Origin of the sequence: Shewanella sp. Isolate11 (assembly GCF_022398315.1) — a bacterium.
GTDB lineage: Bacteria > Pseudomonadota > Gammaproteobacteria > Enterobacterales > Shewanellaceae > Shewanella.
The window spans coordinates 60,564-86,784 of record NZ_JAKEVF010000007.1; the positions used below are offsets into that span (position 1 = coordinate 60,564).

At 45.5% G+C, this 26,221-nt stretch carries 22 protein-coding genes and 1 pseudogene; 9 read left to right on the forward strand and 14 right to left on the reverse strand.

What is annotated here, in order from left to right; translation table 11 throughout:
- The first annotated feature begins 92 nt into the window (after nt 1-92).
- Entirely contained in the window at nt 93-1,109 is a 1,017-nt protein-coding gene (hemB, locus tag L1D21_RS14950; RefSeq protein ID WP_239846075.1) for a porphobilinogen synthase, read from the forward strand.
- Between the two features lie 132 nt (nt 1,110-1,241).
- Here hemB and ubiA read toward each other — a convergent pair whose 3' ends face one another.
- The 5 genes from ubiA to L1D21_RS14975 all read right to left on the reverse strand — a co-directional run bounded on the left by ubiA (nt 1,242) and on the right by L1D21_RS14975 (nt 6,904).
- On the reverse strand, nt 1,242-2,102 hold the full coding sequence (ubiA, locus tag L1D21_RS14955; protein ID WP_239846076.1) for a 4-hydroxybenzoate octaprenyltransferase: 861 nt from the start codon (nt 2,100-2,102) through the stop codon (nt 1,242-1,244).
- 106 nt (nt 2,103-2,208) lie between these two features.
- Nucleotides 2,209-4,410, reverse strand: coding sequence for a DNA helicase II (uvrD, locus tag L1D21_RS14960; protein WP_239846077.1), 2,202 nt, complete (start codon nt 4,408-4,410; stop codon nt 2,209-2,211).
- Between the two features lie 119 nt (nt 4,411-4,529).
- Nucleotides 4,530-5,468, reverse strand: coding sequence for a stomatin-like protein (locus L1D21_RS14965; RefSeq protein ID WP_239846078.1), 939 nt, complete (start codon nt 5,466-5,468; stop codon nt 4,530-4,532).
- Nucleotides 5,465-6,418, reverse strand: a complete 954-nt coding sequence (locus L1D21_RS14970) for a slipin family protein (RefSeq protein WP_239846079.1) — start codon at nt 6,416-6,418, stop codon at nt 5,465-5,467. The genes L1D21_RS14965 and L1D21_RS14970 overlap by 4 nt, the downstream gene beginning before the upstream one ends.
- Nucleotides 6,419-6,448: 30 nt before the next feature.
- A complete protein-coding gene (locus L1D21_RS14975) occupies nt 6,449-6,904 on the reverse strand; it encodes an NfeD family protein (RefSeq protein WP_239846080.1) in 456 nt (151 codons plus the stop codon).
- Nucleotides 6,905-7,177: 273 nt separating this feature from the next.
- On the opposite strand from L1D21_RS14975, the gene L1D21_RS14980 reads away from it, so the two are divergent.
- On the forward strand, nt 7,178-7,930 hold the full coding sequence (locus L1D21_RS14980; RefSeq protein ID WP_239846081.1) for an outer membrane protein OmpK: 753 nt from the start codon (nt 7,178-7,180) through the stop codon (nt 7,928-7,930).
- A 91-nt stretch (nt 7,931-8,021) separates the two neighbouring features.
- Here L1D21_RS14980 and udp read toward each other — a convergent pair whose 3' ends face one another.
- The 3 genes from udp to L1D21_RS14995 all read right to left on the reverse strand — a co-directional run bounded on the left by udp (nt 8,022) and on the right by L1D21_RS14995 (nt 11,042).
- Nucleotides 8,022-8,780 carry a uridine phosphorylase gene (gene udp / locus L1D21_RS14985; protein WP_239846082.1) on the reverse strand — a complete coding sequence of 253 codons (759 nt, stop codon included), beginning with the start codon at nt 8,778-8,780 and terminating at the stop codon, nt 8,022-8,024.
- A 400-nt stretch (nt 8,781-9,180) separates the two neighbouring features.
- On the reverse strand, nt 9,181-10,356 hold the full coding sequence (locus L1D21_RS14990) for a type III PLP-dependent enzyme (RefSeq protein ID WP_239846083.1): 1,176 nt from the start codon (nt 10,354-10,356) through the stop codon (nt 9,181-9,183).
- Nucleotides 10,357-10,586: 230 nt separating this feature from the next.
- Complete coding sequence (locus L1D21_RS14995; RefSeq protein WP_239846084.1) at nt 10,587-11,042, reverse strand: hypothetical protein; 456 nt, start codon at nt 11,040-11,042, stop codon at nt 10,587-10,589.
- Nucleotides 11,043-11,269: 227 nt separating this feature from the next.
- On the opposite strand from L1D21_RS14995, the gene L1D21_RS15000 reads away from it, so the two are divergent.
- Both L1D21_RS15000 and L1D21_RS15005 read left to right on the forward strand, forming a co-directional pair.
- Complete coding sequence (locus L1D21_RS15000) at nt 11,270-12,103, forward strand: mechanosensitive ion channel family protein (RefSeq protein WP_239846085.1); 834 nt, start codon at nt 11,270-11,272, stop codon at nt 12,101-12,103.
- 241 nt (nt 12,104-12,344) lie between these two features.
- Nucleotides 12,345-12,590, forward strand: a complete 246-nt coding sequence (locus L1D21_RS15005; RefSeq protein ID WP_239846086.1) for a hypothetical protein — start codon at nt 12,345-12,347, stop codon at nt 12,588-12,590.
- Nucleotides 12,591-12,701: 111 nt separating this feature from the next.
- On the opposite strand, the gene L1D21_RS15010 is transcribed toward L1D21_RS15005, so the two are convergent.
- Nucleotides 12,702-13,151, reverse strand: coding sequence for a GNAT family N-acetyltransferase (locus L1D21_RS15010; RefSeq protein ID WP_239846087.1), 450 nt, complete (start codon nt 13,149-13,151; stop codon nt 12,702-12,704).
- A 124-nt stretch (nt 13,152-13,275) separates the two neighbouring features.
- On the opposite strand from L1D21_RS15010, the pseudogene L1D21_RS15015 reads away from it, so the two are divergent.
- The 3 genes and pseudogenes from L1D21_RS15015 to L1D21_RS15025 all read left to right on the forward strand — a co-directional run.
- Nucleotides 13,276-13,451 (forward strand): annotated as a pseudogene (locus tag L1D21_RS15015) (LysR family transcriptional regulator); the annotation flags it as partial.
- Nucleotides 13,452-13,566: 115 nt separating this feature from the next.
- Complete coding sequence (locus L1D21_RS15020) at nt 13,567-14,292, forward strand: YebC/PmpR family DNA-binding transcriptional regulator (RefSeq protein ID WP_239846088.1); 726 nt, start codon at nt 13,567-13,569, stop codon at nt 14,290-14,292.
- A 760-nt stretch (nt 14,293-15,052) separates the two neighbouring features.
- Nucleotides 15,053-16,066 (forward strand): DUF4382 domain-containing protein, encoded by a 1,014-nt coding sequence (locus tag L1D21_RS15025; RefSeq protein WP_239846089.1) that lies wholly within the window; start codon nt 15,053-15,055, stop codon nt 16,064-16,066.
- 110 nt (nt 16,067-16,176) lie between these two features.
- On the opposite strand, the gene L1D21_RS15030 is transcribed toward L1D21_RS15025, so the two are convergent.
- Nucleotides 16,177-17,493: an SO_0444 family Cu/Zn efflux transporter gene (locus L1D21_RS15030; protein WP_239846090.1), complete on the reverse strand. Its 1,317-nt coding sequence runs from the start codon at nt 17,491-17,493 to the stop codon at nt 16,177-16,179.
- Nucleotides 17,494-17,495: 2 nt separating this feature from the next.
- Nucleotides 17,496-17,966, reverse strand: a complete 471-nt coding sequence (zntR, locus tag L1D21_RS15035; RefSeq protein WP_239846091.1) for a Zn(2+)-responsive transcriptional regulator — start codon at nt 17,964-17,966, stop codon at nt 17,496-17,498.
- A gap of 299 nt (nt 17,967-18,265) precedes the next feature.
- Between zntR and purH the strand changes: the two genes are divergently transcribed.
- Both purH and purD read left to right on the forward strand, forming a co-directional pair.
- Nucleotides 18,266-19,855, forward strand: coding sequence for a bifunctional phosphoribosylaminoimidazolecarboxamide formyltransferase/IMP cyclohydrolase (gene purH, locus L1D21_RS15040; protein ID WP_239846092.1), 1,590 nt, complete (start codon nt 18,266-18,268; stop codon nt 19,853-19,855).
- A gap of 74 nt (nt 19,856-19,929) precedes the next feature.
- Nucleotides 19,930-21,222 carry a phosphoribosylamine--glycine ligase gene (gene purD, locus L1D21_RS15045; protein WP_239846093.1) on the forward strand — a complete coding sequence of 431 codons (1,293 nt, stop codon included), beginning with the start codon at nt 19,930-19,932 and terminating at the stop codon, nt 21,220-21,222.
- Between the two features lie 48 nt (nt 21,223-21,270).
- Here the strand turns inward: purD and L1D21_RS15050 are convergent, their stop codons facing one another.
- The 3 genes from L1D21_RS15050 to hemE all read right to left on the reverse strand — a co-directional run bounded on the left by L1D21_RS15050 (nt 21,271) and on the right by hemE (nt 26,178).
- Nucleotides 21,271-22,077 carry an SDR family oxidoreductase gene (locus L1D21_RS15050; RefSeq protein WP_239846094.1) on the reverse strand — a complete coding sequence of 269 codons (807 nt, stop codon included), beginning with the start codon at nt 22,075-22,077 and terminating at the stop codon, nt 21,271-21,273.
- A gap of 103 nt (nt 22,078-22,180) precedes the next feature.
- Nucleotides 22,181-24,757 (reverse strand): EAL domain-containing protein, encoded by a 2,577-nt coding sequence (locus tag L1D21_RS15055; RefSeq protein WP_239846095.1) that lies wholly within the window; start codon nt 24,755-24,757, stop codon nt 22,181-22,183.
- 356 nt (nt 24,758-25,113) lie between these two features.
- Nucleotides 25,114-26,178: a uroporphyrinogen decarboxylase gene (gene hemE / locus L1D21_RS15060; RefSeq protein WP_239846096.1), complete on the reverse strand. Its 1,065-nt coding sequence runs from the start codon at nt 26,176-26,178 to the stop codon at nt 25,114-25,116.
- Nucleotides 26,179-26,221 lie beyond the last annotated feature (43 nt).

Genomic DNA, 26,221 nt, shown 5'->3' on the forward strand with positions numbered 1-26,221 from the left:
AAATTACTCAGCTTAAACCTTAGCTCTTGGCAATTAGCCAACCGAAAAGGTACGAACTGTTAAAGTCTGCAACCCTAAATTAGGAGTCGAATGTGAACATCATTACCAGTGCCTTTCCTCAGCGCAGAATGCGCCGCATGCGTAAACATGATTTTAGTCGTCGTTTAATGGCCGAAAATAAATTGTCGGTCGATGACTTAATCTACCCAATGTTCGTACTCGAAGGTAACAACCGTACCGAGCAAGTAGCCTCAATGCCAGGCGTTGAGCGTTACTCTATCGATCTGTTACTCAAAGAAGCGGAAGAGTTAGTTAAATTAGGCATTCCATTGGTTGCCCTTTTCCCAGTAACCCCTGCGGAAAAGAAAACCTTAATGGCAGAAGAAGCCTATAACGCAGATGCATTGGCACAAAAAGCCGTGCGCGCGTTAAAAGAAGCCTTCCCACAATTGGGGGTGATGACAGATGTGGCACTTGATCCCTTCACGACCCATGGTCAAGACGGCATTATCGATGAAGATGGTTATATTCTTAACGATATCACCACCGAGATTTTAGTTAAGCAGGCATTATCACACGCCGAAGCGGGCGCGGATATCGTCGCTCCTTCAGATATGATGGACGGCCGTATTGGCGCGATCCGTGAAGCCTTAGAAGCGGCTGGTCATGTGAATACTCAGATCATGGCTTACTCGGCCAAATACTCTTCTAGTTACTACGGTCCTTTCCGTGATGCTGTCGGCTCGGCCGGCAATCTAAAAGGTGGCAATAAGCACAGCTACCAAATGGATCCTGCTAACAGCGATGAAGCATTACATGAAGTGGCATTAGATATCCAAGAAGGTGCCGATATGGTGATGGTAAAACCCGGTATGCCGTATCTGGATATCGTGACTCGCGTGAAGCGCGAACTTGCTGTACCGACTTTTGCTTATCAAGTGAGTGGCGAATATGCCATGCACATGGCGGCGATTGAAAATGGTTGGCTCGCTGAAAAAGCCATCGTAATGGAATCACTGCTTTGCTTTAAGCGTGCTGGTGCAGACGGCATCTTAACCTACTTCGCTAAGCGTGCTGCACAGTGGTTGAAAGAAGCCGAAACTAAATAAAGCTCACTTCGCTTAACAACAAAAAACCAGTGATAACTCACTGGTTTTTTGTTTGACGCCTTTAATACCATCAATCAAGATAAAAAATGAATAACACAGCTTTGGGAAAACGAGATGGATTTAATTAAAAAATCACATCAGGTAATCGATACCTAAGGCGATAAATAGTGCTAATCCAGCCCAGTTATTATTAAGAAATGCCTTGAAACAGGGAGCACGTTCGCGACCAAAAATCAGTTTCTGTTGGTACACACTAAAGCCGATAAAGGTGATGATCCCCAAGCCAAACAGTAAACCCCGTTCGGCACTGATCCCCGCCATGATAAAACAAGTCAATGCAGCCAGCTGGAATAAGCCGATGATCTGCCTATCGAAACGACCAAACAGAATCGCCGTCGATTTAATTCCCACTCTTAAATCATCGTCTCTATCCACCATGGCATACATGGTGTCGTATGCCACAGTCCAGCACCAATTAGCTGCAAACAACCACCAAGCCTCGACGGGAACTTCACCGGTTTGTGCCGCATAGGCCATAGGAATAGACCAGCTCCACACCACCCCCAGAAACATCTGTGGCATGTTGGTAAAACGCTTAGTGAAAGGATAAATAATGGTCAGAATAATCCCAACAAAGGAAAGCTTAACCACCAGCGGATTGAGCATGAGTACCAGTCCGAACGCCAGCAAACCTAAGATGACAAACAGGGTTAGCGCCTCTTTGACACTCACTTCACCACTAGCTAATGGTCGAGACTTAGTGCGATCCACATGAGAGTCTAAATTACGGTCGGCATAATCATTAATAATACAGCCACAGGCACGCATCACCACCACACCAATAATGAAAATGATCAATACGTTAAGGTCTGGCATACCACCTGCAGCCAGCAACAAAGCCATCAAACAGGGCCAGAGTAGCAGCAAGGTACCGATGGGGCGGTCCATCCGCGCAAGACGCAAATAGGCGTCGAATTTATCCTTTAAATTCATCTTCTAGGCTCTCCTAAAACAGCTTGGCCTGTATCAATTGTCACTCTATTGGCATTATGACCAACATAACATCCGTTTCAAACTCTTTGTATTGGCGAAACGCTTATTAACGTTTTTCTAAGCGAGCAAAGGCGATTTTAAGTCGTTTACGTCCCACATCATCAAAATTCACTTCAATAATCGCCTGTTCGCCATGACCTTCTAAGTCCAGCACTTTACCCTCGCCAAACTTGAAGTGATAAACACGATCGCCATTAGCAAAGCCTGAGTCATGGCCAATCGAGCTAGATGCAGGGCGCGAGCGACTTTCATTTATCACATCAGAGATACGATTAGTAAAGCGATTCACTGGCGCGGTCACTTGCGCTTTTAAGCGGATTTCCTGCACATATTCACTGGGGATCTCCTTAATAAAACGCGAAGGTCTGGCAAAGTTTTCCCGGCCGTAGATGCGTCGCGATTCGGCATAGGTAATATACAGTTGTTTCATGGCGCGGGTCATCCCCACGTAGCACAGACGACGCTCTTCATCTAACCTGTCGCCTTCGTCCATCGCCATTTGACTAGGGAATATCCCCTCTTCCACCCCAGCCATAAACACCATAGGAAATTCCAGGCCTTTAGCTGAGTGCAGGGTCATCAACTGCACCGCATCGGTATGGGCATCAGCTTGCCCTTCGCCGGCTTCCAGAGCGGCGTGCGATAAGAAAGCGTTAAGTTCGCCCATATCTTCCAGCTCTTCTGGCATTACAAAAGTACGTGCCGCAGTAACTAATTCCTCTAAGTTTTCTACTCGCGCACGGGCTTTCTCGCCTTTTTCCAATTCATACATCTGCTTCAGGCCTGAGGTTTGAATCACTTGATCTGTCATCCGATGTAGCGACAAGTTTTCGGTATCTTGTTGTAGCTCAACAATCAGATCCATAAACCCACGTACCGCATTGGCAGCACGACCACTAAGCAGTTTTTCATCCAAAACCCGTAAACAGGTTTGCCACAGTGTCAGTTCTTGCTGGCGAGCGGTCGAGCGCAGAATATCTAAGGTGCGACCACCAATACCCCGTGTAGGAGTATTGATAATACGCTCGAAAGCAGCATCATCATTTTTGTTACTGATTAGGCGCAGATAGCCCATGGCATCTTTGATCTCTTGACGTTCGAAGAAGCGCAAACCACCATAGATTCGATAGGCCATGCCTTTATGAAGTAATGCCTCTTCCAGCACCCGAGACTGAGCATTAGAGCGATATAAAATGGCGCAATCACTTAAATCGCCGCCCATATCTTGCCAATCGATAATGCGACCGACAATAAAGCGCGCCTCATCCATTTCATTGAAGGCACAATAGAGACCAATCTGTTCACCCGCTTGATCTTCAGTCCACAGCTTTTTACCCAATCGCTCTGGGTTATTGGCGATCAGTTCGTTAGAAGCATTCAAAATATTGCCGCTAGAACGATAGTTTTGCTCCAGACGAATGGTTTGTGCCTTGGGGAAATCATCTAAAAACTTATGTAGATTTTCCACCTGAGCACCACGCCAACCGTAAATAGACTGATCGTCATCACCGACGATCATCACATTGGCACGACTCCCAGCTAATACACGGATCCAAGCATATTGAATGGCATTGGTATCTTGGAACTCGTCCACCAGAATATTGGTAAAACGATCTTGATAATGCGCTAAAATATGCGGCTTATTAAGCCATAACTCATGGGCCCGTAATAGGATTTCGGCAAAGTCTACCAAGCCTGCACGATCGCAAGATTCTTGATATACCTGATAAATTTTTAACAGGTTCTGCTCAATAGGAAAACCACCAGCATCAATATGCTTAGGTCTTAACCCCTGATCTTTTTTACCATTGATATAACCTTGAGCCTGACGTGGTGGATACTGTTTTTCGTCCAGATTGAGGCTCTTGAGAATGCGCTTAATCAAACGTAGCTGGTCGTCTGAATCTAAAATTTGGAAACTTTGCGGCAGATTGGCATCTTGGTAATGGGTACGTAGCAGACGATGGGCTAAACCGTGGAAAGTCCCGATCCACATACGAGACATATTACTGCCACTGACTTTCTCGACTCGCTCGCGCATCTCGGCGGCGGCTTTATTGGTAAAAGTGACCGCGAGAATAGAATAGGGACTCTGTTGCTCCTGTTGCATCAACCACGCAATACGGTGAGTCAAAACACGGGTTTTACCACTGCCCGCGCCAGCCAATACCAACATGCTAGATTGTGGTGCACTAACGGCCTCACGCTGTTTATCGTTTAAGCCATTGAGTAAAGAAGATACGTCCATTCTGCCTCCAAAAAATCAGGCAGGCAGTATAACAGGGGCTAAGGGCATAGCACTAGGCTAAAGATGATGCCGAAGAGCACAACAGCTCTCTTCGGCAATAGAGATTTAACCTAAGGTGATTATTGCTGCTCGCTCTCTTCCAGACCCATGCTATCCATCCAATGTTCAAAGTCGAGCATATTACCAGGAAGCACTATCTTGCTATTGTTTTTACTCAGGCCATCAAACTGCTTGAGATACTGTGCGCCAAGTTGCATCCGCACCACATTCTTACCGCCGGGCGCGGCGATCACCTGTGCCATACGCTCGATTGACTCAGCGGTGGCTTTGGCGATGGTCAAGATCTCCTCGGCCACACCTTCGGCCTCGTTAATCCGGCGCTGCATCTCACCCTCCGAGTGGTTAATGGTTTCCGCCTTAACCCCCTCTGAGCGATTGATCTTGCTCTGTTTGTCACCCTCACTTTTAGCCAGTAATGCACGGCGCTCACGCTCAGCATTTACCTGCATCTCCATGGCATTTTTGACGGTTTCAGGCGGAGTAATGTTTTTAATTTCATAACGATGAACGCGAATCCCCCATAAGGCACCAGCTTGATCGAGCACTTCAACTACCTTGGCGCTGATCACATCTCGCTCTTCGAAAGTACGGTCAAGATCTAGCGTACCAATCACCGAACGAGTCGTCGTTTGTGCCAGTTGAATAGCTGCATAACGGTAATCGGTCACACCATAACTGGCTTTAACCGGGTCAACCACGGAGATATAGATCACCCCATCGACCTCCACGTTGACCTCATCGCTTGAGAAACACTCTTGCGGCGGTACATCTATCGTCTCCTCTTTGAGATCATGGATGTAAGCCGCCTTATCGACAAAAGGCACTAGCGCATGAAAACCCGCATCGAGAGTAGCGTGATATTTCCCTAGGCGCTCAACAATATACGCAGACTTAGTCGGCACTAAACGGATAGATTGAAACAGCTTCACCAAGAAAATGGCGAAGATTAAACCCCAAATGCCTAAGACGATTAAATCGGTATCGATACTGACGTTCATGAGCGGCCTCCTGTTACTGATGCGGTACTATTGGAGCCCACTTGCGACCCCACCTGTTTAGTCACCTGCTCCATGCCTTCGAAGAAGCCCTCAAGTTTAGCCAGCTCAGCAGGTACTACCGAGATATCGGCGTCATTAAGGATCTTACCAATCTGCACGATAAACTGTTCTTTAAGCTGCATGTTCATCGCTTCGTTACCGCCCTCTAACGCTAAAGCTTGTGACACTAAGGTCATGGCCTCGGCCTTAGCTCGCGCCACAATCGCAATCTCCTGTGCGGTACCTTTAGCCTCGTTGATCCGTTTTTGTTTCTGACCTTCAGACAAGTTAATCGCCTCCTGACGCTCGCCCTCAGACAAGTTAATCATCGCCGCTTTTTCGGCATTGGCGAGGGTAATTTCGGCACGCTTACGACGCTCAGCTTCCATCTGTTTCTCGAGAGTGTGGATCACCTTGCGCGACGGAGTGATATTTTTGATCTCGTAACGCAGCACCTTGATCCCCCAAGGATCTGATGCCTTATCGATTTCACGTACAATTGACTCGTTGAGACTATCTCGCTCAGAGAAGGTTTCACTCAAACTCAGTTTACCTATCTCAGAGCGCATGGTGGTCTGTGCCAAGTTCACCGCGGCGCGGCGGTAATTTTCGATACCATAACTGGCCAATCTACCATCCATGACCTTGAGATAAACTAAGCCATCGACTTCCAGCTGAGTATTATCTTTCGAAATACAACTTTGAGGCGGCACATCGAGCACCTCTTCACGGGTGTCATGCCTATAGGCCACCCTATCGAAAAATGGAATAAGAAAGTGAAAACCGGGCTGTAACACCACCCTAAATTTACCAAGACGCTCAATGACATTAACTTCACGCATCGGCACGATGAGCAGTAAGTTGTACAGAATAAAAAAAACAAACAGTATGACTAAGGTAAATACAAACATAGATTCCATCCTTTACAGTTAAACTTTAAATCATTCTTTTAATGGCTCGACCACTAAAGCGATATTCTCGCGGCAGATGATCAACACTTGAGTCCCGACTTCGATACGACTGCCATCACCTAATGCAGGCCATTCAGAACCTTGAAACTCAACCCGCCCAAGCGATTGCCCCGGTCCGATTGCCGCCTTAACCAAGGCTTGTTGATGATAGATATCCATGGCTTCATCGGTATTATCCACATGAGAATCGCCGCCAACCCACTTTTGGGTCAACTGGCGAAAACTTAACAGTAATACGATGGAAACGATAAACCATAAGGTCATAGATTGTGCTAATCCTTGCACTAACCCTATCGCTAACGCGCCCGCCACGACCAAGCAAGCAGTACCTAAAAATATCACAATGCCGCCGGGTAAGATGATCTCCGCCAGCATCAACACAATACCAAGGGCCATCCAAATAAAGATAAGACTCGAAAACTCCATATTTCCCCCTGAAATGAGAGTATCCATAAATTGACTATATCAGCTCTTTTGTTTTTTCGCGACATATTATGTCAATGTTGATTTCTGTCGCAATATGAAAAAATATTGTTGGCTTTTTGCTCACATAGCACTGTTTGCGATTTAGCATAATCGCTAAATCCCTTATACTCCCCCGCAAATAACCCATAGGCTTAATCAACAATCGCACAATTTAGCAAACATTGAGCTGATTGTTCACAAAATAAGCTGCCCTCAAGATAAGAAAGGTAACTGATGAAGAACTCTAAATGGCTCGCATTAGCGCTACTAGCGGCACAACCTGCCGTCGCTGACGATATGATTCAATGGTGGGATGCAAGCGTCACTGCACTTCATGGTAGTGATTATGATCTTGCAGCATCAGATAAACAGTCGACTATTACTGTAGAAACAGCCGGTGCATGGAAATACGGTGACTGGTTCGCCTTCCAAGACTTTATTTTCTTCCATGATGGTCAAGGTGATGACAGTACCACATATGGTGAATTATCACCTCGCTTCAGCCTGAGCAAAATCACCGGGAATGAATTTAAATACGGCGCTATCACCGATGTTTCTGTCGCCCTAACCTTAGAAGAAGGTGAAGGTCCGGTAACTAGCTTCCTATATGGTGTGGGTTTAGATATCACCATTCCTTACTTCAGCTATTTTAATCTTAATACCTACCGTCGTGACGCCATCAGCAGTGGTAACATCAGTGATGGTTGGCAGATAACCCCAGCATTCAGAATGGATTTTCCTGTAGGCAACTCGGCAATCGTTGTCGATGGTTTTATCGATTGGGTATTCGCAACCGATGAAGATGGTTACGAAAAGAACTTCCACTTCAACCCACAAATTAAATATGACCTAGGTGCAGCTATCTTTGGTACTCACAAAAAAGACAAGTTATTCGTGGGTATTGAATACGATTACTGGAAAAACAAGTACGGTGTTAAAGACGTTGATCAAAGCACTTACTCTGTAATTGCCAAATACCACTTTTAATCTGCCTAAGATTTAATGCATTGTTTTTATGATAAAAAAAGGCGCCTTAGGCGCCTTTTTTGTTTTTCGCTATTAGTTAGAGATTATTAAATTAGGCTAATAACTTCTTCGCAGCCGCAACGACGATTGAAACTGCACTGACTTCAGTCTTCTTCATGGTCGCCTCATCAGGGATCTCCTGTTGAGTACGATTAACAATAACCCCTGCCACACAAGCCGCACGCCAGCCTTGAGTCGCACACATGGTAAATAGCGTTGCCGATTCCATCTCGTAGTTGAGTACGCCCATCTCTTGCCACTCTTTCATTGAGCCAGCAAAACGGCGAGTCACACGACCAGATACGGTATCGTAACGTTCTTGCCCTGGATAGAAAGTATCTGAAGAAGCGGTGATCCCAACATGAGGTTCAATCCCTGCATCACGGGTCGCCTCAACCATAGCCGTCGTACACTCAAAGTTAGCCGCAGCAGGAAATTCCAGCGGTGCAAAGTGCAAGCTAGCACCATCTAAACGAACCGATGCTTGAGTCACAATCACATCACCCACATTGACCTGTGGCTGAATGGCACCGGTTGTGCCGACACGTAGGAAAGTATTCACCCCTAGCTGTGCCAGCTCTTCAACCGCAATTGAGGTCGATGGACCACCGATACCCGTTGAACAAATCACCACAGGCTTACCATCGATATAGGCAAGATAACTGGTATATTCGCGGTGGCTAGCAAGGAAGGTTGGATTATCCATTAACTCGGCGATACGTTTTACACGCTCAGGATCGCCCGGAACGATGGCCAATGAAGCACCATCAAGCATTGCTTTGGTCAGGCCTAAATGAAATACATCTGACATTATGAAAACCCCTTTCATTTTTGAATTATAAATTCTTATACCTTGGACTTTAACCTAGTATCCAAGCCAATAAGGTTACCCCTGTCACACTTCTCTTGCTAGTGATTCCCAGTTTTTCGTAAATTATTTACCAAACCCAGCCCCCATTAGCCCTGAAAATATAGCAACTCGGTTTCACTCTGCCAGCGACAAATACTAATCAGTATAAGAAAGTGATCTACTTAGCATGTTTTTTGGCAACTCATTCAAGGCCAATGAGTGATGGAATGGTTATTTATAAGGCCATTCAACGCACAAGCAGCAATCACTCAATGCTTTGAGATGCCGTTAACAAAGCCAATAGATATAAAAAAGGAGCGATAATTTTCGCTCCTTTTTTGATGTTTTAATCTATTGATGATTAAAGATAATAATCTTTCAACGGTGGGAAACCGTTAAAGCAAACCGCCGAATAGGTCGTGGTATAAGCCCCGGCCGTTAACCAGTACATACGATCGCCTATCGCCAGATCCGTCGGTAGACCATAGCTGTAATGCTCATACATGATGTCTGCACTATCGCAAGTCGGGCCCGCAATCACACACTTATCCAGTTCGCCCTGACGTTCTGTATAGATAGGAAATTTAATTGCCTCATCCATGGTTTCGATTAAACCAGAGAATTTACCCACATCGGTAAACACCCATCGTTCTAAGGCCGTATGTGACTTCTTGCTGATTAACACGACTTCAGAAACCAACACTCCCGCGTTAGATAATAGCGAACGACCTGGCTCCAAAATGATCTCAGGTAAATCATCACCAAAGTCCTCTTTAAGAAAATGGGTGATCTCTGCGGCGTACATCGCCAACTCATTGGTCTTATCCAAATAATTAGCAGGGAAGCCACCACCGAGGTTAATCATCTGTAGCTTAATGCCATGCTCATCATTAAGACGCTCAAAAATGCCTTTCACTTTACCAATGGCCGAATCCCAAGCACCGATATCACGCTGCTGTGAACCTACATGGAATGAGATACCATAAGGCACTAGACCTAACTCTTTCGCCAATACCAATAGCTCATAGGCCATCTCATTTTGGCAACCAAATTTACGTGACAATGGCCAGTCTGCGGTATGCGTACCTTCGGTCAGAATACGTACATACACACGAGCGCCGGGCGCTTCTTCGGCCAACATACGCAGATCCGCTTCGGAGTCTGAGGCAAACATACGTACGCCTCTTTCGAAGAAAGCGCGCACATCTTTACGCTTTTTAATGGTATTGCCATAGCTCACTCTGTCAGTAGTGACACCCAAGTTGGTCACCATGTCGAGTTCGTAGATAGAGGCAATATCGAAGCAAGCGCCTTTATCCCATAGCAAACTTAAAACTTCAGGCGCCGGATTGGCCTTCACCGCATAATAAATATTGGCATAAGGAAAATTGATCACCATATCATCATATTGCTTTGCAATAATTTGGGTATCAATAACCACAAACGGGGTGGGTTTATCTTGTGCAAACGATTTAATACGCTCAAAGGTGTTAACGTCATAATATTCATTAACATCAATCGCTTGAAATTGGCTCATTTCGCCAGTATCTCCGTAGCAAAGTGAAAGTAATTAGTGTAGTTGATTTAAAAATCGCTGCGAAGTAAACGCTATTTTTATAATCTTGGCAATGAATTTTTATGCTTAAAAAGCAATTTTTTATATCGAAATAGGCAAGTAAAAAAAGGCAAGAAAAAACAGATTTATAAACAATAACTTGAGAAGAGACTCTTACAACAACGATGCCCCCATAACATCGCCGCTGAAGATTATTTAATAGCTGTTAATAACGCATCGGCATCAGTGACTTGAGTCAGCTTAGTAATGCTAAGTTGCTGCAGATGGATCACAGTGACACTGGCTTTGTCGCCGGGTAACGTTTTAGTTTGTTCCCCCTCTCTATCGAGAGCAATGTTAAAAGGCAGATCGCGCATTTGTGGAATAGCGACGAACTTGGCAATTAACGACGGCATACCACTGATATCGGCAACATAAACCAAGTTTTCAGGTTGCTTATCACCAAAAGTTTCCAAAGCCTGATTAATAATATCGCCACCTTTCATGCCTCGGCTAAATAATACTATCTGAGTGCTTGATGTTACCGCTATGGCTTGTTCATGCTGATTTTCTAGCTCGATCGGCTGCAGCTTATCACCCACCACTAGGCCTGTAGCTTGGGCACCGATAGCGATGAATAGACTTAATATAAAGATGAAAACTTTCATAACACTCCTAATTTAAAGGCCACATTGCTTAATAGACTCCACTATAGCGCATGCCGTACCCAGACTTTCTATAGGATGATGAATTGCTTGAGCTAACTCACGCATTTGGACAATTAGCACTATTTCCTTGAACTATTGATGATATCGATAGTTAGCTATTACCAAAAAAACGATTATTCAGTAACATGGAACTATTCGCAATATCGATCACTATCAGGGACAGAGTTATGAATGAAAATGGTCTAGAACAGGAGCTGGCCCAGTTACAGAGTGTCTATGACATGTTGACTGAGTTTTTGGTGCAATACAGTTTCCAGCTGGTGGGTGCCACACTCATTTTTTTACTGGGTTTATGGGTCGCTGGCAAAGTCTCCAATCTGGTGATCAAGCAGTTTGAAAAGCATCAAATAGACATTACCCTAAGTAACTTTGTTTCTAACCTCGCACGAATCATCGTCCTAGTGATTTTTGGGGTCATTGCCCTAGGAAAATTGGGTATCAGTATCACCCCTATGGTCGCGGCCATTGGTGCAGCTTCTCTCGGCGCTGGCTTAGCCTTACAAGGCATGTTGTCGAACTACGCCGCGGGCATCACCATCATAGTCACGCGGCCTTTTGTGATTGGTAATACTATAGAGGTCAAGGGCGTCAGCGGTGTGGTAAAAGACATTCATCTTGGCTTGACCCTATTAACCAATGAAGAAGGCGAAGTGATCAGCATACCGAACAAGCATATTGTCGGTGAGATTTTACATAACTCATTTGAGTATAAGTTAATCACCACCACCTTTAATGTCAGCTATAACAGCGATATTAATCAGGTAATCACTCTTGCTACAAAAATTTTAAATAGCAATGACGCGGTAAATCAGCAGCGCCCACCACAAATCGGCATTAATGGATTTAACAGTGTGGGTTTAGAAGTAGGAATGCGTTATTGGGTGCCGACCCAAAGCTATTTCCAGCATAAATATCAGATCAATCTCGACTTGATGAAGGCACTTCAACAAGCAGGGATCACGATTCCCTGCCCGATTAAAGAGATCCACATCGAAAAATAATCCTGCCTGCAACGGCTTTATTGAAATAAACGCGATCAATGAAGCCGTTGTAAATGTGAGTCTGGTCAAAAAAACGTATCAGTCACTGATACATTTCCAACATAAATTGATCTCGTTCAATTATTGATCACTGAATTTTGCATACAATCCATCTTGTAAGACGTTCGTCTAGGTGGTTTTTACTTAGACTTATTAGTTAATTTCAGGCTGCATCGGCCTAATTACGTAAAGATAATAAAACATGCAAATAGCACAACAACTGCAAGACAGGCGAGGGATTGACCTGCATCATGACGAGCATTGGACTTTAATGAGCGCGGAACAAAAGATGTCTCTCTACAACCTGCACCGGTTTGGCTATCGGCTGTTGTTTGTTCGCCATTTGCCTACTGGACCTTTGGCTATCATCGCCCAAAATGATCAGCTATCAACCATTGATAGACGTGGTCATGTTGATAATAAGCCAAATATCCACTTAAGGGACTAACCTTCCACCTACGGTGATGGTGAACTTTCCCAAACAGAAGGAGCACAAATTGTGCTCCTTTCTATTACCAGCAGTGGACCCGTCGAAGTCCGTTTATCCCAAGCTAATTCATCAAGCTAACAACATATCGATATGGGGTATATCGTCTTCCAAGTAAATATCTGACACCTGCTTAAACCCTTGAGCCTGATAAAACCCCTTTAGGTGTGCTTGCGCGCCAATCTGAATATGCTCCTCTGGCCAATAACACCGACTCACTTCAATCGCTTGTCGCATTAGTTGCGCCGCAATCCCTTGGCCACGAGCCGATGCCAACACTAACACCCGGCCGATACTGGCATCAGCATAGCTCACACCCGGTGCTAATATTCGCGCATAGGCCTGTATATCTCCTTGCTCATCTGTACCTAATAAATGCCGGGTTGTGGGCAGATCATCCTTATTATCTAACTCTGGATAAGGACAGTTTTGCTCGACCACGAAGATATCGACACGACACTTAAGCAATTGGTACAACTGCTTAGTGGTTAATTCAGAAAAACCATAATCTTGCCAATGCACTCAGAACTCCAACGACTATCTAATAAGCCAATAGCTTAACCGCTGATGCAATGAATAAACAGCCTTGAGCAAGAACAGCCTAATGTCCAGCTTTCGGTCAATCATGTCGGCTTAATTAGAGAAACTGCTCAATGATTTTCCGATGGCACAAACCTGCATTACCTTAAGTTTCCGCGCCGCGCGTATCTACCAAGGCAATATCGCATCTTTATCGAGTTTTTCTCGCAAACCTTAGAACAAATCAGACCCGAAGAAGTGTTAGAGAGTGCCGACTTCATCACCATCGAGCCACAGAATTAACAAAAAACCACTAGGTTAATCGCGATTTAATAAAATCGAACAGACAAATCTGCAAAATTGCCAATAAAGCTGGTAATATTAGGCCAATTTTTTTAGCTGAAAGAGATTGAGCAAGATGGGAAGAGCGTACCAAAACCGCAAAGAATCTATGGCCAAAACGGCTGGACAGAAGACTAGACTGTATTCTCGCTACGGGAAAGAACTCTATGTTTGCGCAAAAAATGGTGGCCCCGATCCTGACGGCAACTTGGCATTACGCCACATGATCACTAAGGCGAAAAAAGACCAAGTTCCGGCTCATGTTATCGAACGTGCGCTAGAAAAAGCCAAAGGCGGCGGCGGTGAAGACTATGAAACTGCACGCTATGAAGGTTTCAGCCCAGGTGGCGCTATGGTGATTGTTGATTGCCTTACTGACAACGGCAAGCGTACTTTTACCGAAGTACGCCAAGCATTCGTTAAAAACGACGCAAAGCTTGGTGGTCCAGGTACTGTGGGTCACATGTTCGATCATCAAGCCGTGTTTGCCTTTAAGGGTGAAGATGAAGAAGCCATCCTAGAGCTACTGATGATGGCCGATGTCGATGTTAGCGACATCGAAGTAGAAGATGGCATTATCAGCGTATTTGCGCCGCATACCGAGTTTAACAAGGCGAAAACCGCATTGAATGAAGCCCTGCCTGATACCGAACTTGAAGTTGAAGAGATCTCTTTCGTACCGCAAACCTCAACTGAAATTACCGATCCTGAAGTGATTGAGCAGTTTGAGAAGTTTATTGCGGCACTAGAAGACTGTGATGATGTGCAAAATGTCTACCACAACGCTGAATTAAAGGCCTAAAGTCCCCTGTATCTCGCTAGTGCTAAAACAGGCTAGCCAATAAATCGATTTGTCATCTTAACCTGTGACAAATCGATTTTTTATTGCCCAAAATGCGTCTTTTCAATTTAATACTTATGGGTATTATTCCAATCAAAGTAAATGAGTGATCAGCCCGTTTGTAACAGAAAAGGGCACAGGAAAAATTGTCGAGAACAAGGCGTAAATTGCAGTAACTAGTATTGTAATAACAAAATTTACAACACGGTTATCGGCGATTTTAACTAACCTGAACTCGGGATAACGAGTGTCGGAAAATCTAAATTTAACAAGCTAATTCAATGCTATAAAGGATTAGTTCGAAAAGGGAAGTCTATTTTCTGACTGCATGCGCAGATTTTTGAGCATATCAAGGCGCTCTGTCGTACACCATAGCGAGCTATGGTTAGGCAGAGCAACGCAGAGAGACACACAAAGATGCTTATCCAGAGCTCAGGTTAACTAGCAAGAATGTTCAGATAATGACTGCAATGGGTATTACTTTTACTGCGCTATTTTTTGACTTCAGTCAAACGGTTGTCACTTCCTGTACCTCAGCTTTCTACAACCCAAAAACCTTCAATAAAACCAAGTAAAACCCTTGAAGACAGTGGACTTCAAGGCATTATTCACTATCCTTAACAACTCAAGATATGCGTTTTAATGACGGCTATCATTCCAATATGTCCACTGCGATAGCGCCATTAAACTATCCCAACAATCAATGATGAACAGGTAACCTATGAAGTATTCTAAATCGATAATTGCCCTATCTCTGACGACCCTACTCGCAGCATGTGGTGGTAGTGACGACGATAAATCTGATGTGGGTAAATTAAGCCTGGGCGTTTCAGATAACCCCGCCAATGCCGAAAGCGTCACCATCGCCTTTAAACAAGTAGTACTCAAACCTGCCAACGGTAGCGATCCGCTCTCTTTCGATGTATCGGAAGATGGTGAACTCAAACAAGTGGATCTACTTACCGTTCAGGGACAAGAGATAGAACCTCTGATCACTGGCGTTGAAGTGCCTCTGGGTGAATATCAGATGTGTATCTATATGCAAACCGATGAAGTTCCTAACGCTGACGGTTCTTACGTTGGTCTAACGGGCGATATCACCGAAGGATTAACAACTAACAGCAATGGTAGCTGTGGCGGTGTTCATGCCGATGAGGCTGGTACCGGACGACTATTTTTCAATAAAGCCTTCACCATTGCCGCAGGCGATAACGATTTCGTCGCAGAGTTTGACCTAAATAAAGGACTGCAAGCACCTCATGGTAATAAAGCTTACTGGACACTGAAACCAACCTCAGTACAGCTGGTGAATAACGCCGAAGTAGGTGCGATTCAAGGTAGCGTAGATACAACAGTGATGACTGATTGCGAAACCGATTTCGCTGGTTCGACATTTAGCCATGCAGTTTACCTCTATCCAGCTGACACGACCCTAGCCAACATGGTCGATTTCCGCTTAGATGCCGATATTCTAGCACCGCAGGTCGCGCCAGTTGCTGCCGCGAGAGTAAACGAAATACTCGACGATGCTAACAATGTCACAGGCTATGAATATGAGTTTGGTTTTGTCGCTGCCGGTAATTACCAGTTAGGTTATACCTGTAGTGCCCAAAATGATGATCCAGAAGTCAGCAACCCAGCAGACGACCTTAATGCTCCGGTGAAAATATTTGCAGCTTATAGTGATACCAATATCACTGTGACAGAGGGTGAAACTGCAGAAGCAAACTTCTAAGCCATTTTCAGCTAACATTTTTTACGTAGCATTTTGTTGCTAAGACTGGTTACTCAGAGACAAAAAGGCACTTCAATTGAAGTGCCTTTTCTATTTAACCGAGTGACTTTCTAAGAGCAGCAATCGCGGCGCCACCAGTTTTTAGGTAACTTTGCCAATAACACTTTAAGCATCAAAATAGCCAGTATAACCCCTGAGGTATACACGATAGGCGCAGGTAATAAACTGTGCTGCTCACCCACTTGAGGCATCACCACAAACCCAAAGGTATCGACCAGATAGTTCACTATTACCCCTGAAATTAGTGCTACACCGAGCACGCCCCCAAGATAACCCAATAACGCACGCTTACCCAATTCTTTGGTCACCACTCCTAAGGTGGCAATATTGGTCGCAGGCCCTGCCAACATAAAGACTAACACAGCACCAGGTGACACCCCGGCTAAGAGTAATCCCGCCGCAATCGGTGTCGAGGCCGTAGCGCAGATATACATAGGCACAGAGATAAGCACCATCACCAACATGGCTAAGATACCGTCACCCCACTTAGCCAAGAAATCCCCTGGCACATAGGTTTGTACTAAAGCCGCGAAGAATAAACCAATCAGCAACCAGATCGTGGTGTCACGCACCAGATCGGTAGCCGCATATTGCAGCCCTTTACCGATACGAGATAACACCGAAGTGCCTTTAAGCTCATGAGCCACATCTTTGGTCGATTCACAGCAGCTTTCACCATTATCGGCTTTAGTCTCTGTGTTACTACCTGCTTTGCTACTACAACAGCTGGAAACCGGCTCAACTTTATCCTTACTACAGCAATCTGATTTAGCTGCAGTATCAACTTTATGATGCTCTAGCTTATTACTCTCACTCGAACAGCAACTGCTGGTGACAGCTTCGGTTTTCTCGCTAGTACAACAACTCTTAGTCTCGGGCTTAGCTTTCTCACTGCTGCAACAGCTGGTTTTCGATGTCACTTTTGCATCAACACCATTACCCACCACTTTATCAGCCGCAGGCTGACCATCATCGTCATCACGCCCCACCAGCAAGCCAGCAACAATCGCACTGGTCACTGCAGCAATAGGTCTGACAACCGCCATAAAGGGGCCAAGTAAGACATAAGAAACACTAACCGAATCGATACCTGTCTCAGGCGTTGAAACTAAAAATGATGTAGTCGCCGCCTTTGAGGCACCGGAGCGGCGCAATCCCACCGCAGCGGGGATCACACCACAAGAACATAATGGCAAAGGAGCACCTAACAACGCTGCCTTAACTGTGGTTTTTATGCCATGACCACCAAGTTGCTTGTGCATCCAGGTCATAGGCACGAACATCTTCAACAGGCCTGCCAATATTAACCCAAGCAAAAGCCAAGGGGCCGAATCTAAAAACAGATCAATAAAGTTACTTAACAGCATAATTAATCCTTAACGCTTTCATTTGCTTGATGTGCTGCATAGTGATGCTCTTTCTCACACTGCACTTGTGCGCCATTGGTTTCTAACGCTTCCAGAATCGAGCAGTGCTCCGCACTTTCTGGACCACCACAACAAGCATCTGATAAACGTTTGAGTGATACCCTAAAATGATTTAACTCAGCAATTTTTGCTTCCACATCGGCAAGCTTACTGTCGACCATGCCTTTAACATCGGCGCAGGCCCAGTTTGACTTATCCAGCTCGATAGAGAGCAGTTCGGTTATTTCTGCGAGGGTGAAGCCCACAGCCTTAGCGCGCAAGATAAACCTCAGACGTTCGACATCGGCATCTGTGTATAAACGATAGCCTGCGTCGCTGCGCATAGACGGGGCTAACAAGCCATGCTTCTCGTAGAAACGTAGCGTATCGGCTTTCACTTCACAGGATTTGGCCAACTCACCAATGCGATACATACAGTCACCTTTTTACCGATTTTATTTACCGATTAAACCAAGTATAAACCTTGGAGTTAAATCTAAGGTCAAGGGTTTTGTCACAGTATATTTTAAGCCGTGCTTGTTCGCTTGAGCGTATTGTGAAATCACATAGAAAAAAACAGCATGAGTTCACGTTTTACGGTAAAATACGCGCGCTGCGATGGACAGTAACGAGATTGAGGGGCTTTTGGAAAGCAAAACACGCCGATAAATGCGATTAATTGTTCTGTTTTCCGAAAGATCCTTAAAAACAACTACTGGACCCGTTACCCAAAATGAATAATGCCAGACCTATTCGTCGCGCGCTGTTAAGCGTTTCAGATAAAACCGGAATCCTTGAATTTGCACAAGCTCTACATGCTCAAGGTGTTGAACTGCTATCCACTGGCGGCACCGCTCGCCTGCTAGCAGACAACGGTGTGCCTGTCATTGAAGTCTCTGACTACACAGGCCACCCCGAGATCATGGACGGTCGAGTAAAAACCTTGCACCCTAAGGTACACGGTGGCATTTTAGCGCGCCGCGGTATCGACGAGATCGTGATGGAACAAAACGCCATCAAACCTATCGATCTGGTTGCCGTTAACCTCTATCCTTTTGCCGACACGGTTGCTAAAGAAGGTTGCACCTTGGCCGACGCCGTTGAAAACATCGATATCGGTGGCCCAACTATGGTGCGCTCTACGGCTAAAAACCACAAAGACACGACCATCATTGTTAACGCTGCTGACTACGATCGCGTGATCGCCGAGATGCAAGCTAATGAAGGTAGCACCACGCTGGAAACTCGTTTCGACCTAGCCATTGCTGCATTTGAACATACTGCGGCCTACGACGGCATGATCGCTAACTACTTCGGCACCATGGTACCTGCTCACAGTAAAGATGAGTGCCATAGCGATTCTAAGTTCCCACGCACTTACAACACTCAACTAGTGAAGAAGCAAGACTTACGCTACGGTGAAAACAGTCACCAAAGCGCCGCTTTCTATGTTGACCTCAACATCGATGAAGCTTCTGTTGCCAGCGCAGTACAACTGCAAGGTAAGGCATTGTCTTACAACAACATCGCCGATACCGATGCCGCTCTTGAGTGCGTTAAAGAGTTGAATGAGCCAGCGTGTGTGATTGTAAAACACGCCAACCCTTGTGGTGTCGCGATTGGTAGCGACCTCTTGGATGCTTATAACCGCGCCTATCAAACCGACCCGACTTCAGCCTTTGGTGGCATTATCGCTTTCAATGGCGAACTCGATGCAGCGACAGCAAGTGCTATCGTTGAACGTCAGTTCGTTGAAGTGATTATCGCTCCTAGCGTTAGCCAAGAAGCGCGTGACGTGGTTGCAGCTAAAGCCAATGTGCGTCTGCTTGAATGTGGTCAATGGACAACTAAGACCACCAGCCTAGATTACAAGCGTGTTAACGGTGGCCTGTTACTGCAAGATCGAGACCAAGGCATGGTTGATTTAGACGATGTCAAAGTGGTGACTAAGCGTCAACCGACCGAAGCTGAAATGAAAGATCTCATGTTCTGCTGGAAAGTGGCTAAGTTCGTGAAGTCCAACGCCATCGTTTACGCTAAGAACAGCATGACTATCGGCGTGGGCGCAGGTCAAATGAGCCGCGTTTACAGTGCCAAAGTTGCAGGTATTAAAGCCGCTGACGAAAACCTAGAAGTGGTGGGCTCAGTGATGGCATCAGATGCCTTCTTCCCATTCCGTGACGGTATCGATGCAGCCGCTGCAGCTGGCATCAGCTGTATCATCCAGCCAGGTGGGTCGATTCGCGACGAAGAGATCATCCAAGCGGCCGATGAGCACGGTATGGCAATGGTCTTTACCGGCATGCGTCACTTCCGTCATTAAATAAGCATTAAATATAAAGCCACGCCCTTGTGCTGTATTCAGTACAAGGGCTCAGCAAAAAGAAGGATATCAAGATGAAGGTACTTGTTATTGGTGGCGGTGGTCGTGAGCACGCCTTAGCGTGGAAAGCGGCACAATCGGCACAAGTTGAAAAAGTATTTGTTGCACCAGGTAATGCGGGTACCACGCTAGAGCCTAAACTAGAAAATGTGGCGATCAATGTTGAAGAGATCACTGCATTGGTTGAGTTTGCTCAGCAAAACGCAATTGCGATTACGATTGTAGGTCCTGAAGTACCATTGTCATTAGGTGTTGTCGATGCCTTTAATGCGGCCGGTTTGCCAATTTTCGGCCCAACCCAAGGGGCTGCACAGCTTGAATCTTCAAAGGCGTTCACTAAAGATTTCTTAGCACGTCACAATATCCCAACTGCGGCTTACGCTAATTTCACCGACATTGAGCCAGCTAAGGCTTATGTGGCTGACGTGACTGCAACCACAGGTTTCCCTATCGTGATCAAAGCCGATGGCCTAGCCGCAGGTAAAGGCGTGATTATTGCCGCCGATCAAGTTGAAGCCGATGCTGCGATTGAAGATATGCTAGCGGGCAACAAGTTCGGTGAAGCGGGTTCTCGCGTGGTTATCGAAGAATTCCTAAAGGGTGAAGAAGCTAGCTTTATCGTGATGGTAGACGGCAAAAACATCCTGGCAATGGCGACAAGCCAAGATCATAAGGCTCGTGATAATGGCGACAATGGCCCAAACACTGGCGGCATGGGTGCTTATTCACCCGCGCCGGTTGTAACCCAAGCGGTACACGACTGGACCATTGAAAATGTGATTCGTCCAACGGTGGATGGCATGGCTGCTGAAGGCAATACCTACACAGGTTTCCTTTATGCAGGTCTAATGATCTCGCCTGATGGCAGCGCTAAAGTACTGGAATATAACTGCCGCTTTGGTGACCCAGAAACTCAGCCAATCATGATGCGTCTACAATCAGATTTGGTTGAGCTTTGCCTTGCTGCGACTCGTGGTGAGCTGGATAAAGTGTCTGCCGAGTTTGATTCACGCGCTGCAGTGGGTGTGGTTATGGCTGCGGGTGGCTATCCTGACGCTTATCGCAAGAATGACGTGATTGACGGTCTAAGCCTAGGCAATAACGACGCTAAAGTCTTCCATGCGGGTACCAGCATGAAAGACGGTCACGTGGTGACTAGCGGTGGTCGTGTATTGTGCGCGACGGCCCTAGGCAACACGGTAACCGAAGCGCAAAAAGCCGCTTATGCCTTAGTTGATGCTATCCATTGGGATGATGTTTACTTCCGTACCGATATTGCTTATCGCGCTATCGCCCGCGAACAGTAAGTCTATTCCCCCATAAAAAAAACCGGTCATTGACCGGTTTTTTTATGCCTAATGCCCTGACGCTATCGCCTTCTTGGCCAAATTATCAATAAACTTAGGTGCAATCAGCCTGATAAATCGCCCTACACGTCCACGCATTGAGGTGATCAGCATGCGCTCACGTTTGGCAATCGCGGGTAACATCATCTGCGCGCACTGCTCAGCAGTAATAATTTTTGATTCTTGCATTGGCGTTTGCCCTAGTGGCTTGCCATGACCATCTAATGCTCGCTTATGGATCTGTGAGACCACAAAGTCAGGACAGATAATGGTCACCGCCACATTGTCATCATTTAGCTCGATACGCAATGAGTCGAAAAAGCCAATCACTGCATGCTTTGACGCACTATAACCACTGCGCGTCGGCACACCAACTAATCCAGCCACTGATGCCACGACCACAATCTGTCCCTGGCTGGCTTTTAGATGCGGTAGAGCACAATGGCTCAAATAAGCGGGAGCAAAATAGTTCACCGCCATCACCCTATCAAGAATCGACAAGTCCTGTAACTCGTCAAATCGCGACCACATGGTCATTCCAGCATTATTGACTAAGATATCGATGGCGCCGAAATGCGCCACACTGGCATCAATAAGCTGTTGGCACTCTTGAACAGAAGTGACATCAGCGGCAAACACTAAGGGAGGACAAAGGGTAATGTTTGCCAGTTCTTCGGCAAGAGAGTCGAGTCGTTGCCGATCCCGAGCCGTAAGCACCAACTTACAGCCTAACGGCGCCATAGCATGAGCAAGCGCCCGACCAATCCCTTCTGACGCGCCAGTGATAATTACAACTTTACCCGCTAATGCCTGCATAAATTCCCTATTCCCATAACAAAACAGACCACTAATATGAGCTAACCAATTGAAATATAGTTATATCGGCTAAAGTCACACAGTTTCAGGGAATACACAAGCTTTAAGCCATCAAGCGGGACTCCTGTAACACCTGGTTGCCATATTCCTCTAAGGATTGAGGTCGGCCAATGGCGTAGCCTTGGGCATAATCGATCCCTATGGATTCTAATCGGTCGATAATCGCTTGGTTTTCCACAAACTCGGCCACCGTTTCTATACCCATCACGTGACAAACATCATGGATAGATTTGACGATGGCATAATCTTTAGCGCTATTGGCCAAGGTCTTGATGAAGCAACCATCAATTTTGACATAATTAACGGGTAACTCACGCAAATACCCATAAGATGCAAAGCCGGTACCAAAGTCATCCAACGCAAATGAAAAGCCCTGCTTACGCAGTTGATGCAGCATAGATAACGCACGATTACGATTTTGAATCGCACTGGTTTCGGTTATCTCGAAACAGATACATCGACTTGGAATACCAAACCGCGCAAGCTGCTGAGCGATGTAATCGACCATCCCTTCTGCACCTAAACTGTTACCAGACAAGTTAATCGAGAAACAATGGTCATCCCAAAAACTCTCGTGCATAGACAGCCACAAAAAGGTCTTACGAATGATCTCTTTATCCACTTCTATCATCAACTTAAAGCGTTCGGCTGCGGCGATAAATTGAGCTGGTGGTAACATGCGACCACCGGGTTCTTGAATACGCAACAACACTTCAAAACGCTTAGGACCACAATCGTGAGCCAATCCCTTAATCGGCTGACAATAGAGCAGCAACTCATTATGCTCGATGGCTTGGGTAATTCTCATTGCCCATTTTGGCGCATTACGTTGATAATTAAGTTCATTATCTTTGTCATCATAGAAATGAATCTGATTTCGCCCCGCCTGCTTGGCAGCAATACAGGCTATTTCAGCGTCTTTAAGTAACTCTTGCTCTTGAATATAAGGGGCTTGCGCTACGGCAACCCCCACGCTGCAGCCGACCTTATAATGGCTGCCATCCGCTTCAATCACCTGCATAGCTACGTTGTCGATAATACGCTGTACAAAGGGCGCGAGTTCAGTAATAGCTTGATTTTTTAGTGCTAAACCAAATTCGTCACCGCCGAGTCTCGCCAATAGATAATAATGATCTTCCACACAGCCTTGAATCGCTCTTGCCACCAGTTTAAGCATTCTATCGCCAGCATTATGACCGCAAGAGTCATTAATCAACTTAAACTGCTCCAAGTCGAAATAACACAAGGTGATAATATCGGCCTGCTGGCTAAAGTCAGTTAATCGCTCCTCGAAAGCACAACGATTAAGTAGCGAAGTTACAGGATCATAGTTAGCCCGGCGTCTAAGCTGATGTTTGAGTAACTCTTCTTGGGTAATATCCCGCAGCACAATCACATTACCGATCACTTTTTGCTGTGGATTGCGCAGATTACTGATATTACGTTCCATGATTTTAGGCTCATGGGCAGTAAATTTTACTTTATCCGTTAACGGTTGCATCTCATCGGCCACCATCATGGCAAACAAGGTATCGTTAATACTGTTATCTGATTTAAATAGCTGCGAGATTGGCATGCCAACCGCTTGTTGAGAACTTATTTTCAATAACCGTTCGGCACGGGGATTCAAATACACCACTTTAGCCCAAGCATCGGTGAGGATCACGGCTTCGACAATAGCTTCTAGTGTGGTTTTTGAGCGCTCTTTTTGACGAAAAATACGCGCGAGCAAGGCATTAACTTGATCGGCAAATACGCGTAATTCAGAGCAGCCATAACCTTGCAACGGCTTATAGGTTTTAGCCGTCGGGTCGATAGCCGCCAGCTGCTTTAATATCAACTTAAAGGGACGAACAATACTCAATTTTAGCCAGGAGTATCCCAGCAAGAGTAATAACAGGCTTAATCCCCAAATCAGATAAATCGCCACTGCCGAATGTTGCTCAACCTCAGAAAATGCCGTTTCTATGATGCTGACAAACAGATGCAGTTCACTGCCACCTATGACACCTGGAACATTAAACATGCCCGTTAGATTATGATCATCCACCATTAGATCACGACCAAGGGTGCCAGTCTTTAATTCCATCTGATAAATGAAGTCATTGACTTGATACCGCGCCAGTAATTCATTATCCACCTTGCGAACTAAGACTATCGACTCGGTGGCAGAAATAGGATTAACACTCACCATAAAGTCGCCCTGAGCCAGAGAAACAAATCCAGTAGTCGGCTGGGTTACATTAAATAATTCGTCTGGAAGCTGGGAAAAATTGAAATCGCTACTGGGCTGCACATAGGCCGTGGTTTTCTTATCTTGCAACGAAAAAACCGCTATGTTCTCATCGCCCTCCCCAGTAAGCCAAGAAGACTCAAACCGTTCGCGACTATTGCTATTAGCACCATCAATCGCCAAAGAATGAATACGGTTTAATGAGGCTAGCTGATGTAAGTCATTACCCACCAGCCGTTTTACATTCAATAACTCTGCTTCGATAGCAGCATGTTTCAGCTCATCAATACGATTATCGAACCAAACACTTAAAGAATAGGAAGCCCCTAAAATAGCAGGTAAACAAAACCCCACAACAAATACGACTATTTTTTTACTTATGCGCATGGGTTACTTAAACGATCCTATTGCGGTCAAATCTGCGAATAAATATCCCTAATCTAAGTAGGGAATATTGAAGCTGGGCTTACCAGTATGCCAAGTCTTACAAGCTTGCACTTTTAATGAATCAAGTATTTTGACCTAGTGCAGTATTTCAGCCGCTAATAGGTGTATTTATTGGATTCTGAGAATCTACGCACACTATACCGTTAAGATATGAATAAAAGATGAAAAGCCCCTGTCAATACTTCCCAATAGGACAATTTATCCTATACAAATCGGAGAGTAGATGGGTTATTAAGCACATAAAGTATAGAAACAAAAAAGCCCGCAATCAGCGGGCTTTAGCGACTAAGCGACCATTACTTATGGTATTGCGCCGATAGCTCATGTACAGACTTGATAAATGAGCCTGCATGCTCAGGATTAACATGCTGATGGATACCATGACCTAAGTTAAATACATGGCCGGTACCTTCACCGTATGACGCTAGAATTTGATCCACTTCTTGATGAATACGCTCTGGAGAGGCATAAAGTACTGAAGGATCCATGTTACCTTGCAATGCCACTTTATCACCTACACGACGACGTGCATCACCAATGTCAACGGTCCAGTCAAGACCTAGTGCATCACAGCCAGTTTCGGCCATAGCTTCAAGCCATAATCCGCCACCTTTAGTGAACAGAGTGACAGGGACTTGGCGACCATCGGCGTGACGAGTTAACCCATCGACAATCTTCTGCATGTAACGCAATGAGAATTCACGGTAAGCGTGATGCGATAATGCCCCACCCCATGAATCGAAAATCATCACAGATTGTGCACCATTAGCTACTTGAGCGTTCAAGTATAGCGTCACTGAATCGGCAAGCTTATCGAGTAATAGATGCAAAGTTGCTGGCTCTTCATAGGCCATCTTCTTGATCTTTTCAAAGGCTTTGCTCGAACCGCCTTCAACCATATAAGTCGCTAGTGTCCATGGAGAACCAGAGAAACCGATAAGCGGCACTTCACCTTTAAGCTCACGACGAATCGTACTAACCGCATTCATCACATAGCCCAATTCCAATTCAGGATCTGGTACACATAGCTTTTTGATTGACTCGATAGTGTCAGTTGGACGCTCGAAACGTGGACCTTCGCCCGCTTCGAAATAAAGACCCAGCCCCATAGCATCTGGCACAGTCAAAATGTCAGAAAATAAGATAGCAGCATCTAAGTCGTAACGACGTAGTGGTTGCAGAGTCACTTCGCAAGCCAAATCTTGGTTCTTACAAAGAGACATAAAGTCACCCGCTTCAGCACGAGTCGCTTTATATTCTGGAAGATAACGACCAGCTTGACGCATCATCCAGACAGGAGTTCTATCAACAGGTTGCTTTAGTAAGGCTCGTAAATAACGATCATTTTTTAATTCTGCCATTTGGCTCTATTCCTACGCTTATTGATTTCTGCTGGGTCAGTAG

Excerpts from the sequence above, each read along its gene's own strand:
- ubiA (WP_239846076.1), bottom strand. The coding sequence starts at position 2,102 with ATGAATTTAAAGGATAAATTCGACGCCTATTTGCGTCTTGCGCGGATG.
- uvrD (WP_239846077.1), bottom strand. The coding sequence starts at position 4,410 with ATGGACGTATCTTCTTTACTCAATGGCTTAAACGATAAACAGCGTGAG.
- L1D21_RS14965 (WP_239846078.1), bottom strand. The coding sequence starts at position 5,468 with ATGAACGTCAGTATCGATACCGATTTAATCGTCTTAGGCATTTGGGGT.
- L1D21_RS14970 (WP_239846079.1), bottom strand. The coding sequence starts at position 6,418 with ATGTTTGTATTTACCTTAGTCATACTGTTTGTTTTTTTTATTCTGTAC.
- L1D21_RS14975 (WP_239846080.1), bottom strand. The coding sequence starts at position 6,904 with ATGGAGTTTTCGAGTCTTATCTTTATTTGGATGGCCCTTGGTATTGTG.
- L1D21_RS14980 (WP_239846081.1), top strand. The coding sequence starts at position 7,178 with ATGAAGAACTCTAAATGGCTCGCATTAGCGCTACTAGCGGCACAACCT.
- udp (WP_239846082.1), bottom strand. The coding sequence starts at position 8,780 with ATGTCAGATGTATTTCATTTAGGCCTGACCAAAGCAATGCTTGATGGT.
- L1D21_RS14990 (WP_239846083.1), bottom strand. The coding sequence starts at position 10,356 with ATGAGCCAATTTCAAGCGATTGATGTTAATGAATATTATGACGTTAAC.
- L1D21_RS14995 (WP_239846084.1), bottom strand. The coding sequence starts at position 11,042 with ATGAAAGTTTTCATCTTTATATTAAGTCTATTCATCGCTATCGGTGCC.
- L1D21_RS15000 (WP_239846085.1), top strand. The coding sequence starts at position 11,270 with ATGAATGAAAATGGTCTAGAACAGGAGCTGGCCCAGTTACAGAGTGTC.
- L1D21_RS15005 (WP_239846086.1), top strand. The coding sequence starts at position 12,345 with ATGCAAATAGCACAACAACTGCAAGACAGGCGAGGGATTGACCTGCAT.
- L1D21_RS15020 (WP_239846088.1), top strand. The coding sequence starts at position 13,567 with ATGGGAAGAGCGTACCAAAACCGCAAAGAATCTATGGCCAAAACGGCT.
- L1D21_RS15025 (WP_239846089.1), top strand. The coding sequence starts at position 15,053 with ATGAAGTATTCTAAATCGATAATTGCCCTATCTCTGACGACCCTACTC.
- L1D21_RS15030 (WP_239846090.1), bottom strand. The coding sequence starts at position 17,493 with ATGCTGTTAAGTAACTTTATTGATCTGTTTTTAGATTCGGCCCCTTGG.
- zntR (WP_239846091.1), bottom strand. The coding sequence starts at position 17,966 with ATGTATCGCATTGGTGAGTTGGCCAAATCCTGTGAAGTGAAAGCCGAT.
- purH (WP_239846092.1), top strand. The coding sequence starts at position 18,266 with ATGAATAATGCCAGACCTATTCGTCGCGCGCTGTTAAGCGTTTCAGAT.
- purD (WP_239846093.1), top strand. The coding sequence starts at position 19,930 with ATGAAGGTACTTGTTATTGGTGGCGGTGGTCGTGAGCACGCCTTAGCG.
- L1D21_RS15050 (WP_239846094.1), bottom strand. The coding sequence starts at position 22,077 with ATGCAGGCATTAGCGGGTAAAGTTGTAATTATCACTGGCGCGTCAGAA.
- L1D21_RS15055 (WP_239846095.1), bottom strand. The coding sequence starts at position 24,757 with ATGCGCATAAGTAAAAAAATAGTCGTATTTGTTGTGGGGTTTTGTTTA.
- hemE (WP_239846096.1), bottom strand. The coding sequence starts at position 26,178 with ATGGCAGAATTAAAAAATGATCGTTATTTACGAGCCTTACTAAAGCAA.